General features: G+C 37.8%; 10 protein-coding genes. 2 read left to right on the top strand and 8 right to left on the bottom strand.

Translation table 11 applies throughout. From position 1 onward, the window contains the following. Positions 1–112 precede the first annotated feature (112 nt). The gene (locus tag QM524_RS06245; protein WP_283343915.1) at positions 113–757 is read right to left on the bottom strand and encodes a porin family protein; all 645 of its coding nucleotides are present in this window, start codon (positions 755–757) and stop codon (positions 113–115) included. Between the two features lie 433 nt (positions 758–1190). Here QM524_RS06245 and radA point away from each other — a divergent pair, with 433 nt between their 5' ends. After that, a complete protein-coding gene (gene radA / locus QM524_RS06240; protein ID WP_095160822.1) occupies positions 1191–2567 on the top strand; it encodes a DNA repair protein RadA in 1377 nt (458 codons plus the stop codon). Positions 2568–2614: 47 nt separating this feature from the next. Here radA and truA read toward each other — a convergent pair whose 3' ends face one another. The 3 genes from truA to QM524_RS06225 all read right to left on the bottom strand — a co-directional run bounded on the left by truA (position 2615) and on the right by QM524_RS06225 (position 6630). Next, the gene (gene truA / locus QM524_RS06235; protein WP_283343914.1) at positions 2615–3352 is read right to left on the bottom strand and encodes a tRNA pseudouridine(38-40) synthase TruA; all 738 of its coding nucleotides are present in this window, start codon (positions 3350–3352) and stop codon (positions 2615–2617) included. A gap of 407 nt (positions 3353–3759) precedes the next feature. Then, entirely contained in the window at positions 3760–4350 is a 591-nt protein-coding gene (locus QM524_RS06230) for a nucleotidyltransferase family protein (protein WP_283343913.1), read from the bottom strand. 111 nt (positions 4351–4461) lie between these two features. After that, positions 4462–6630, bottom strand: a complete 2169-nt coding sequence (locus tag QM524_RS06225; protein ID WP_283343912.1) for a molybdopterin cofactor-binding domain-containing protein — start codon at positions 6628–6630, stop codon at positions 4462–4464. Positions 6631–6822: 192 nt separating this feature from the next. Here QM524_RS06225 and QM524_RS06220 point away from each other — a divergent pair, with 192 nt between their 5' ends. Beyond that, on the top strand, positions 6823–7176 hold the full coding sequence (locus tag QM524_RS06220; protein WP_283343911.1) for a hypothetical protein: 354 nt from the start codon (positions 6823–6825) through the stop codon (positions 7174–7176). Between the two features lie 127 nt (positions 7177–7303). Here QM524_RS06220 and QM524_RS06215 read toward each other — a convergent pair whose 3' ends face one another. The 4 genes from QM524_RS06215 to QM524_RS06200 form a co-directional block, all read right to left on the bottom strand. Further along, positions 7304–7666: a hypothetical protein gene (locus tag QM524_RS06215; RefSeq protein WP_283343910.1), complete on the bottom strand. Its 363-nt coding sequence runs from the start codon at positions 7664–7666 to the stop codon at positions 7304–7306. 254 nt (positions 7667–7920) lie between these two features. After that, complete coding sequence (locus QM524_RS06210; protein WP_283343909.1) at positions 7921–9090, bottom strand: DUF1624 domain-containing protein; 1170 nt, start codon at positions 9088–9090, stop codon at positions 7921–7923. A 208-nt stretch (positions 9091–9298) separates the two neighbouring features. After that, entirely contained in the window at positions 9299–11017 is a 1719-nt protein-coding gene (locus QM524_RS06205) for a GMC oxidoreductase (protein WP_283343908.1), read from the bottom strand. 57 nt (positions 11018–11074) lie between these two features. Continuing rightward, positions 11075–11593: a gluconate 2-dehydrogenase subunit 3 family protein gene (locus tag QM524_RS06200; protein WP_283343907.1), complete on the bottom strand. Its 519-nt coding sequence runs from the start codon at positions 11591–11593 to the stop codon at positions 11075–11077. Between the last annotated feature and the right edge of the window lie 126 nt (positions 11594–11719).

The following is an 11719-nucleotide window of genomic DNA, read 5'->3' as shown; positions in this document are numbered from 1 at the left end:
GATTATCCAAAAAATCCCATCTTTCTTGAATTATTTCAAAAACAATACAATACAGTTCAAAAAAAAGTCCCAAGTTTTAAAACTTGGGACTTAAAAAAAATATTTGTTGCATCTACAAAATTTTCAAACCTAGTGTCAATTGCCACAAATTGCCTTTTTGGGTAAATTTCATATCGTTGGTAAACTGAGCTGATGTTACATCCGAAAGGCTACCTTCATATCTTACATCAAGAGAAAGTGCTCCAAGGTCTAATCCACCCCCAACTTGATAACCATACGAAGCCTTTTTGAAAGCATCTTCAGCGCCATTTTGGGTATATGCCTTAATTGACTCGTTTAGCGTAGCTCCTTTACTTACATTGAAAGATGCTAATGGTCCACCATTGATACGGAAAGGACCCATTCTAAAACCTAGCAACACAGGAATATCAATATTTGTGTACTCAATATCAACAGTCTGTTTATTTGCCGTACTTCCTCCTTTCAATATATTCAAGCTACCTCCTTTGGCTGAAAGCAAAAATTCAGGCTGAATAAAAACTTTGTTACCAATACGCATATACACACCACCCACATAACCAGTTTTAGTGTCTAGACTTTGTTGAAAATTGGCACCGATCGAATTCATATTCAATTCATTTCCCAATTTCAATTGTGATAAGTTTACACCACCTTTGATACCGAGTGTAAAGAACTGAGCTTTTGAAACCATAGTCAAAAGCATAAAGAGGGCAAGGAATCCAAATGTCTTTTTCATAAGTAAGTTTTATTTAAAGTTAATGTTGCGCGACTAGTGATAATCTTTTAGTTGTTCAACTCAAACTGGGGAAATAACGACACCTGTTGTGTTAGTGATACAAGTATAAATCATTTTTTTCGTATAATTTCGTAAACGGTATCTTTGCATACATTTTTGAAATACATCAACACCTTTATGCATATCTATGTTTTAAACACAAAAATTCATCCAATTTCGTAGAAAATGATATTTATTTCCTGTGATAATTGTCCTGAATATTATCATGACAGCTAAAATTTGCTTGTCACCCATTTTGAAATCAATATTTATCTAATGGAGTAACTGTATTCATGATTTCATTAGAAATGCTTTTGAACTTTTAGCTTACAGCATATTGCTTAGAGTGGGTAAAACTAATTTTAGTTTGCCCAATAACAAATACAATAATTTTATGGCTAAGACTAAAACCTCTTTTTTTTGTCAGAATTGTGGACATCAGGCACCCAAATGGTTGGGGCGCTGTCCATCTTGTGGAGAATGGAATACTTTTGTAGAGGAAGTCATTCAAAAAGAAGAGCCCACCAAAGGCTCTTGGAAATCGAGCAGTTCATTAAAAGTAGCTGCCAAGCCCAGAGCGATTCAAGAAATTAATTTTGAAGAGCAGCCTCGTATCAAAACCAAAGACCAAGAGCTGAATCGAGTTTTGGGTGGAGGCATAGTATTAGGCTCGTTGATATTGATTGGTGGCGAGCCGGGTATTGGTAAATCTACGCTGATGCTCCAAATTGCATTAACACTCAGTAATTACCGCGTATTGTATGTTTCGGGTGAAGAATCTGAACAGCAAATCAAAATGCGTGCTGAACGTTTGGCTCACAAAAGTGATAATTGCTATATTTTGACCGAAACCTCAACCCAAAATATCTTCAAACAAATCGAGCAATTTGAGCCAGATATTTTGATTATTGACTCAATTCAAACACTCCAATCGTCTTTCATTGAAGCAGGTGCTGGTAGTATTTCACAAGTGAAAGAATGCGCTGCAGAGTTAATGAAATATGCCAAAGAATCAGGTACGCCAGTGTTTATGATTGGACATATTACCAAAGATGGTGGCTTGGCTGGGCCAAAAGTGCTAGAGCACATGGTAGATACTGTATTGCAATTTGAAGGTGACCGCCATTTGGCATATCGTATTTTACGTACCACCAAAAACCGTTTTGGTAGTACATCTGAGCTAGGAATTTATGAAATGTTAGAATCGGGTTTGAGAGAAGTAACAAATCCTTCGGAAATACTTATCTCACAACGAGACGAGGATTTTTCTGGTATCACTATTGGTGCCATGTTAGAAGGAAATCGTCCTTTACTCATTGAAATACAATCGCTTGTTTCAATTGCCACCTACGGAACGCCCCAACGAAGCTCGACAGGGTTTGATGCCAAACGTTTGAATATGATTCTGGCGGTTCTTGAAAAACGAGGAGGCTTTAGGTTGGGGAACCAAGATGTTTTCTTGAATATTGCTGGCGGACTCAAAGTGGAAGATCCTGCGATAGATTTGGCAGTTTGTACCTCTATTGTATCCTCTTACGAAGATATTAGTATTCCTAATACCGTTTGTTTTGCCGCAGAAGTCGGCTTGGGAGGCGAAGTCCGTGCTGTAAACAGAATCGAACAGCGTATTGCCGAAGCGCAGAAGTTGGGATTCAAAGAAATCTGGATTTCGAAATTCAATGCCAAAGGCTTAAATGTGGATGCTTATGATATCAAAATCAGAATGGCGTCGAAACTAGAAGATGTTTTTATACAAATTTTGAGAAAATAGGCATTCAAAGAAAAGGTGCAAAAGCAATTTGCACCTTTCCCTATTTTTTACAACTCATAATTCACTTCCATCAAAAACAAACCTTGAGCAGGTACCGAGCGCCCTGCATTTTGACGATTTTTATCAGTAATAATTTTTTCAAAACCTTGTACACTCAATTTTCCTAAACCAACCTCCAACAAGGTACCCACAATTGCACGTACCATTCCTCTCAAAAAGCGATTGGCTTTGATATGGAAAACCAGTAAATCTTCTGATTCTTGACGCCACTCTGCCTCCATGATGGTGCAATTAAATGTTTTTACGTCTGTGTGCAGTTTACTAAAACATTCAAAATCTTCGTATTTGAACAAAATTTGTGCAGCCTCATTCATTTTGAGCATATCTAAAGGCATTTCGAATTGGTAAGCCATATTCTGATAAAAAGGAGATTTTCTTCTTAATATCCGATATTCGTACTTACGGAAAGTGGCTTCGAAGCGACAATGAAAATCATCAGGAACCTGATAAATCCGTTTTATAGAAATATTTTGAGATAAAATTTTATTTAATCTATATATCAATTGTGAAATATCAGAAATTGGATTTTCTCGGTCAAACTGTGCCACTTGCGTATAGGCATGTACACCCGCGTCAGTGCGTGAACTACCCATCAAACTAGTAGGTTCTTTCAGTAAAATGGTTAATGCTTTTTCTATTTCCTCCTGAACTGTCATTGCATTGGGTTGTATTTGCCAACCTGCATAATTAGTCCCCAAATACGCACATTCAATAAAATATCTCATATCAATAATTTAGGATTATATCTATATCATTTTTCCATTTATTCATTTTAAACAACAAAAAAAGGTCATTTACATACCATTAAATAAATTTCGCAAACATTATGACTTTCTTAGTTATTTCATCGTATATATTTGTATCGAAAACTTATCTAATAGGTTAGTGATCAAATAATAGCAAGAAGCAATATGGCAAAGCTGTAAGGTACCTACCTTGCAGCTTTCTTTTTTGGTAAAATCCCATCGTCCCAAAGCTTGATTAAACAAAAAGCCGAAGAACTTAGTCCTTCAGCTTTTAGATGTCAATATTTTTTCAGAGAAATTGTACAAAAATCATTTTTCTCATCAAGCTTTACCTCCACATTTTGTCTAAAACTTTTCAAAGTTAACAAGAAAATAATTTTACTGGCTCAATTTTTTTTTCGCATAAGCTCTGCCATATCTTCAGGGGTGTCTATATCCCAAGTTCCCAATGCAAAAGGTACTGTGAGAGTTGTATCCCTGTAATAGGATAAAAAACTCCGTGCCCCTTGATCGCCAGACAATATCAATAATTCATGACGTACTTGAGGAGAAAATAACATCGGAACGCCCAATTTGCCTCCATAATCACAAGCCACAATTTTAGGATTTTTTTCCTGATACAAATGAATCATCTGCCAAAGCAAACTCGTTTTTACTGCTGGCTGGTCTGATAATAAAATCATGATGGGGGCTTGCTTATTGTTCAAAGAGCTCACTCCTGCTTTTATCGATGTTCCCATTCCCTGCTCCCAATCGGCATTATAAACGATTTTGGGAAATAACTGCGCCTGATTCAGCGTCCATTCTATACGTTTAGCATGCGACCCCAATACCACTGTTACATGCGGACTTACCTGCAAAGCATTGGAGACAATATGTTCAATTAAAGTTTTCCCTTGATAAACCACCAACTGTTTGGGCTGACCAAGTCGACTTGAGTTTCCAGCCGCCAAAATAATAATTTCAAGCGATTCCATAAGTAACAATAAAATAGGGTTACACAACTTTAGCGACTCCACTTCAGTATAAGTAATGAATTAATCTCTACAAAATAGCGAGACAATTATTTATTAATCATCTACTTACACTCAAACCTTATCCAAATCAAAAGGCATTTTGCGTATGCGTTTGCCTGTGGCAGCAAATATCGCATTGGCTAGTGCTGGTGCAAACGGAGGTAGCCCCGGCTCTCCTACTCCTTTGATTTTAGGTCCCCCTTCTGCCAAAATATGAATTTCAACAATTGGCATTTCTTCAATCCTCACCATTCTATTATCGTGGAAGTTAGACTGTTGTACTTGACCTTTCTCAAAGGTAATAGCGTCTTTGGTCGCTGCACCAATGGCCATAGTTACGGCACCTTCTACTTGAGCTTTTACAGTGTCAGGATTAACAACTGTCCCTAAGTCAATCACAGCATACACTTTTTCAATCTTTACGCCTCCATTTGGCTTTTTCGAAACCTCCACTACTTGTGCCGCCAATCCTGCAAAAAACTCCCATTGCGCTACGCCTCTTGCCCAACCTTTTGGCAAAGGTTTGCCCCATTGAGATACCTCCTTGAGCTTGAGCATTACGCGTTTGGTATCTGTTTCTTTTTGTAACATTTCCAAACGGAAATCGAATGGGTCTTTGTTGGCCTTATGTGCCATTTCATCAATAAAACACTCATGAGCAAACGACAAAGTCGTACTCGTTACTGCACGCCAAGCGGCTAATGGCACATGCGTTTCGGCATGAACGTAATAGTTTTTGATATGAGGGATTTCGTATTGTTGCTCACTAATACCCTCAGTCATGGTATTGTCAGACTTTGTTTTATCGTAGTTCTTATTTTGCGTAGCATTAATGGAAGGCGAAATTACCTTATGCTGCAAGGCCAAAGCTTTGCCATCAGCTGTGAGCGCACCTTTAAAGGCTGAAAAAGTCATGGGTCTGAATGGGCCTTGTGTGGTATCGTCTTCACGAGTCCAGATTACTTTAACTGGTTTTCCTACAGCTTTGGCAATCGATACAGCCTCGGTAGCAAAATCTTGGTACAAACGGCGCCCAAAACCTCCTCCATTAAAGAAAATATTCACCTTGATATTATCGGCAGGAATGGCAAAGGCATCTGCGACTCTATTCCGTAACAAATCAGGTCCTTGCGACGAAGCCCAAACTTCTACCTTATCCCCTGTCCAGCTAGCAATACAATTCATTGGCTCCATCGGAGAATGTGACACCATCGGCGTTTCATAAAATGCTTCTAGTTTTACTGGAGCTTCTGCATAGTTTTTGTCAAAATCACCTTGGTTATGATCTACAACACCTTCATTTTTAGCCAAATCACGTAATTGCTGTTCAAACTGGGTTGTGCTAAATTGGTCATTTCCTTGATAATCCCAAGTTACTTTTAGTGCTTTACGACCTTTTAATGCAGCCCAATAATTGGATGCGATTACGGCAACAACTTCATATCTGTTTTTACCTAAAACTCTCTCGGCACGCACAACTTGCAAAACACCTTTTACTTTTAGGGTTTGAGTATCATCTATTTGTTGGATTTTTCCACCAAAAACAGGACAACGTTCTACTGAAGCATAAACCATATTTGGTACTTCTACGTCCATGCCAAAAGTAGCTTGCCCTTTCACTTTCAAAGGAATATCCTGACGTTGTGTTTGTTTTCCAATTAACTTAAAATCCTTGCTATCTTTGAGCTTAGGTTCTTTTGGAACCTCCAATTTAGAAGCTGTTTCTACCAAAGCTGAATAAGCTAGTTTTTTACCACTTGGTTTATGGAAAATATTGGCACGTTCGGCATAACACTCATTTACTGGCACATTCCAAGTTTGGGCTGCAGCTTGCAAAAGCATTTCTCTAGCAGCAGCGCCAGTTTTGCGCAAGGTAGCATAACTTGTACGTACCGAAGCACTTCCTCCTGCGGTTTGCCCTCCATATTTTTTATCTCCAGAAGTTTGCTTTATCTCGTATTGATCCAACCCCAACTCTAATTCCTCCGCAATAATCATAGGAATAGCCTGCCATGTACCTTGACCAATTTCTGGTTTCGAATTCATGATAGTAATTTTTCCAGTTTTTTCAATGATAACAAACGGAGTTAATTCAAAAGAATCTTCGAGAAAGCTAAGGTTTTCAATGGATTGTTCAGAAGGCTCAGAAGCACGAGCCGATAAACCAAGAATAAAAGCAGCTCCCAAAAGCCCTGAAGCCTTGAGGAAGTTACGACGATTGAGTTCTGTTGATGTGCGCATTACAAATTCAGGATTGAAGTAAAAAAGGACAATCTTTTATTCGAATATACCCATAATTTAAGCTAAATGTTCGAAATTTAGCTTAACAACTTTAAGTTTTAGCTGTAAAAACAAGATTCAGATCACTCCTAGTATTGTGTTGCTCATCGATAAAGTAAAAAGACCGATTTCTATCTTAAAATAGACATGAAAATGAAAAGAATTCTACTCCTTTCTTTATTAGTGTTGGCTTGTCAACATGAGAGAAGTAAACAACCTCCTTGTGCAAAGAATTTGGAAAAATATCTCAATTCTTCAGTTAAGTCTTTTTTAAAGGAAAATCTCTCCTATCAACGTATCACAATAATGGACTCCAAGCCTGGACTTGCCCACTCACTTTTGGTCGTCTATTCACAAGGTTGTACAATTGAATTAATACCTACGCAGTTTGAACACATGATGCCGTTCGACACCTGTATGGAATGGAATGTAGAGGAGTTTAAAAAAGAAAAAATTGGCAGTATCGATGTTTATTCTTCAGATAAACTTATTCAAAGAATTGAATAAAATTGAGCTTTATCCTCATCAAAAGTACATAAATTTCATATAGATTGAAGATATTTTAGATCGTTTACCACTAACGAAAAAATACCTTACAAACCTAACAATCAATAATTTAACACAAAACACCCTTTTAATTATCAGGCATTTTATTGTCAATCCATTTCTTGATAGTCGCTGTTTCACATTCAGACAAAGCTCCTCCTTTGGGCATCCTAGGTGGATTACCGTTGAGCGAGATGACAGCATCGTAAAACTCTCCACTCTGAGCATCGTCAAATACTTGTTGGTAGTTTCCCAACACCAATCCTCCTGAATGATTCGTGGCATTATGACAAGACCAGCAATTTTTCTGCAAAATCGGAACAATATCTGTTTTAAAACTAATCTCTTTTGACTGATTAGCAATACAAATATTGGGTTCTACTGGATGTTGGTTTGTACAACTAAAAAGACAACATATAAGTAATAAATTGAAGGAAATGCTTAGTCTCATGTGCAGGTAAATTTATGCCAGCACGAATGTATCGAGATTCAAGAGAACAAATCCTTCATCAATCAAAACTTAACCTAGCCTTAATATGCACAGGGTAGTAGAGTCAATAATAGTAGTGTACGAAGGATTGTAAAATATTTATTTCGGATATCGGATTTCGGAATTGCAACCTTCTATATTCTTCTTTATTTCGGAAATCTGAAATCCAACATCTGCAATAGCTTGAAATCCTTTGTACAGTACCAATTCTCAACTTACAAATATCTCAACCATTGTTTTTCAGGATGTGAGGCTTTGTATTTGCCATACCACAAGCACAAGGGATACAAACTTAACACCACTCCAATCCATACTAAATAGACTCCTCCCAATGACACCCCTGAACCAGTAGCTGGACGCCCAAATTTGAAGACTCCAAACTCCAAACTTTCCCAAGTAAATCCTTGCATAAACACCATTATCAGTGTTAGAGAATGGATTATGTACCAATGAATGAGATAGTAAAACAGCGGTACTTTTCCATAAACCCCAAAAAATCGCATCAAAGGGGTTTCCTTTCCATCTGTCAACAGCAATATTCCTAAAGCAAAACTGAGTGTCATCAACGTAAAAAGTAATGATGGAGCATACTTCGTGGTATTCACAAATGACAATATGGTAAAAAATGGACTTTCCTGCACCGACCAAGGTCTTGGATCTCCATAAATATTGACTGCTCTAATCACTATAAAAGCTATCAAAGTGAAAGAAAATAAAGTAGTAAGATTTTTTTTCCGTGCCAAAGGATCCAACTCATAGAGACGTCCTACTACAAAACCTGCAAGCATAATTCCAAACCAAGGAAGTACTGGATACATTACCATTACCATGTGGTCGGAGCCAATTGGAAATAGGTTTGGACTGATGAAGAGTGCCCATAGAAACTTCAACACTGGGTTTTCAAAAGCGGGAACTAAGCCTAAGGCATTATGCCCAAAAATTAAAACAAGGGATATGATTGCTAATACTTTAGGTGAAAGTTTAAAAACAAAAGCCAATAATATCATGCCCGTTCCTATACTGCCTATCACTTGGAAAAGGAAACTTCTAAACTGTATATCAAACCAAATACCGAATCCGACAATAGTAAATTCAAGTAGTATCAACCACAAACCACGGGTAATCAGAAATCGTTTGGTAGCCTCCCAATCATGATACTTACGAGAAGATAAATAGGCCGATACGCCCGACAAGAACACAAATGTAGGTGCGCAAAAATGAGTAATCCATCTGGTAAAAAACAAACTTGGCGTCGTGGATGCCAAATCTGTAGGGTCTTGGGTTATTTCAGAAGTTAACATCAAGTCTCTGATATGGTCAATCGCCATTATGACCATGACCAAACCACGCAAAAAATCTATAGATTGCTGTCTATTATTCTTCATAGTTGAATGTTTTAGAGATTAAATAAAAAGGCTGAAGGGTTCAAGTAAAAGGTTTAGTCGTAAGGCACTTTCAACAAATAAAAATGAGGGAAGAACGTCTTGCTTTTCCCTCATTTCATTTCTTAATACAATTTAATCGTCCTGTGGCAAAAATCTATTTTTTCTGATAAAAAACATTAGCTCCTTTGCCAAGAATGATACATTAGTTCTACAAATTTTTCTTTTTCAATTCAGCCACCGCAAAATTTGCCGCTCTTGCTGTAATTGCCATAAAAGTTAGAGAAGGATTTTGTGTAGAAACCGACGTCATACAAGCCCCATCTGTCACAAATACATTTTTACAATGATGAAGCTGATTCCATTTGTTCAACAAAGAAGTTTTCGGATCTTTACCCATACGAACCCCACCCATTTCGTGAATATCTAAGCCAGGCGCTTTGTCGGGTTTATCATGAGTCTTGATATTCATAAAACCAGAAACTGTTAGCATTTCAGTCATTTGCTCATGAAAATCACGAATCATTTTTTCATCATTATCATCATATCCTACTGAAATACGCAATTGCGGTATTCCCCAAGCATCTTTTAGCGTTTTATCCAAAGCCACATAATTACTTTCTTTCGGAATCGTTTCGCCCATCATGTGCGAGCCTACTTGCCAGTTCCCATAGTTCCTTTGATTTAAACTAGCTTTCAAATCGTCACCAAACCCACTGGTATCATACGCTATGTTTCTGCTTGAACCAAAACCTGCGGCATAGCCTCTCAAGAAATCTGTCTCTTGCTTTTGTACATTTCTAAAACGTGGAATATAACTACCATTCGGTCTGATACCGTCTGACATAGTATCTTTAAAACCTTCGTACTCTGCGGTAATAGTCGTCCTAAAATTATGAAACGCAATGTATTTACCCAACAAGCCATTATCATTCCCTAATCCATTTGGAAAACGACTCGACACCGAATTGAGTAATACCAAGTTGGTATTTAAGCAGGCAGCATTCACAAAAATAATTTTGGCATAATACTCTGTCATTTGTTTAGTATGGGCATCTATTACTCTTACTCCTGTTGCCTTGTTTTTTTGCTCATCAAAAATAATAGAATGTACCACCGAATCTGGTCGTAAGGTCATATTACCCGTATTGAGCGCCCAAGGAATCGTTGATGAGTTACTACTAAAATAACCACCATAAGGGCATCCTCTTTGACATAACGAACGATTTTGACACTGACCTCTTCCTTGCTTCAAGTGAATCGGTTGAGGCTTGGTCAAATGCGCACAACGACCAATAATCACAGGACGAGTATTGTTGTAATGTTTCGCCATTTGTTGAGAAAAATGTTTCTCAACACAAGACTGTTCGTGTGGTGGCAAAAACTCTCCATCAGGCAATTGAGACAAACCGTCTTTGTTGCCACTAATTCCTGCAAATTTCTCGACATGACTATACCAAGGTGCTAACTCATTATAGCTTATTGGCCATTCTACGGCAAAACCATCTCGGGCTGGTCCATCAAAATCATATTGTGACCAACGTTGTGTACCACGTGCCCACATCAGTGACTTGCCTCCTACTTGATAGCCACGAATCCAGTCAAATGGTTTTTCTTGAACATAAGGATGTTCATTGTCTTTGACAAAAAAATGGGCTGCATCTTCGTTAAAAGCATAACATCTGCTCACAATAGGATTAGCATCTTTGACGGCTTTTGGTATCTGATTAAGATGCTCAAACTCCCAAGGATTCATCATGGTTGTTGGATAATCGGTTACGTGTTTGACATCACGACCACGCTCAAGCACTAAGGTTTTGAGCCCTTTTTCACTTAGTTCTTTGGCTGCCCAGCCACCGCTTATTCCTGAGCCAACCACAATGGCATCGAAAGTTCTTTCTTTGATTGAATCTATATTAAAGTATGACATTGATTTTTCGGATAATAAATTGGGGAGAGATAACAAGAATATGCTTTTCAAAAACAACTATTTTACAGGAACACAACCATGATAATAGCCCGGAGCCATATTGAAATGTAGGATATTGGTCATGACATACTCTGAGTTCATATATCCTCTAATCGTCAGATTTTTCACAAGTGTAATAAAACCCTTAGCGACAGGATTCTCTGAAACAGACATTTCTTTTAAGACTTTTTCTCGTTCAGTTTTTGACGCTTGTGAAAAAGGTTTTTGATTCATTTTTTCCGAAAAGTCATTACATAAATTTAATCCTTGTGCATACGTCTGTTGGGCTTCTGGACCATAGCAGTCACGAATCATTCGGTCGACTAATACATGAACTTTCAAGGATTTTGCACCAGGCGTTGATGATTCAGGAATGATGGTTTCTACCACTTCGCCCAATAAATCGAGCGAGCCAGAAAGAATTGGTTGAACCGTTTGAGGGAGACTTTCGGGTGTCCAAGCTTGAGCCCAAGAAGGCCAAGAAATAGCCACACCTACAGCCATTGAGAGGTTTTTGATAGCGGAACGCCTTTTCATAGTTAATCAATTGGGTTTAAAATAGCTGATCTATCCATAAGGTTTAGTTATGGACTCTTATCAAATTAACAGATTCTGCCATAAATTCTTATCCCTATCTATCCGCAAAAAAACGAATCGAGTAAC

The sequence above is a fragment of the Flectobacillus roseus genome, assembly GCF_030056595.1.
Lineage (GTDB): Bacteria > Bacteroidota > Bacteroidia > Cytophagales > Spirosomataceae > Flectobacillus > Flectobacillus roseus.
This window is presented reverse-complemented; position numbering and strand designations above follow the sequence as displayed.

Bases quoted from the DNA above. Each gene is read 5' to 3' on its own strand.
- radA (WP_095160822.1), top strand. From the start codon at position 1,191: ATGGCTAAGACTAAAACCTCTTTTTTTTGTCAGAATTGTGGACATCAG.
- QM524_RS06230 (WP_283343913.1), bottom strand. From the start codon at position 4,350: ATGGAATCGCTTGAAATTATTATTTTGGCGGCTGGAAACTCAAGTCGA.
- truA (WP_283343914.1), bottom strand. From the start codon at position 3,352: ATGAGATATTTTATTGAATGTGCGTATTTGGGGACTAATTATGCAGGT.
- QM524_RS06205 (WP_283343908.1), bottom strand. From the start codon at position 11,017: ATGTCATACTTTAATATAGATTCAATCAAAGAAAGAACTTTCGATGCC.
- QM524_RS06245 (WP_283343915.1), bottom strand. From the start codon at position 757: ATGAAAAAGACATTTGGATTCCTTGCCCTCTTTATGCTTTTGACTATG.
- QM524_RS06200 (WP_283343907.1), bottom strand. From the start codon at position 11,593: ATGAAAAGGCGTTCCGCTATCAAAAACCTCTCAATGGCTGTAGGTGTG.
- QM524_RS06215 (WP_283343910.1), bottom strand. From the start codon at position 7,666: ATGAGACTAAGCATTTCCTTCAATTTATTACTTATATGTTGTCTTTTT.
- QM524_RS06225 (WP_283343912.1), bottom strand. From the start codon at position 6,630: ATGCGCACATCAACAGAACTCAATCGTCGTAACTTCCTCAAGGCTTCA.
- QM524_RS06220 (WP_283343911.1), top strand. From the start codon at position 6,823: ATGAAAAGAATTCTACTCCTTTCTTTATTAGTGTTGGCTTGTCAACAT.
- QM524_RS06210 (WP_283343909.1), bottom strand. From the start codon at position 9,090: ATGAAGAATAATAGACAGCAATCTATAGATTTTTTGCGTGGTTTGGTC.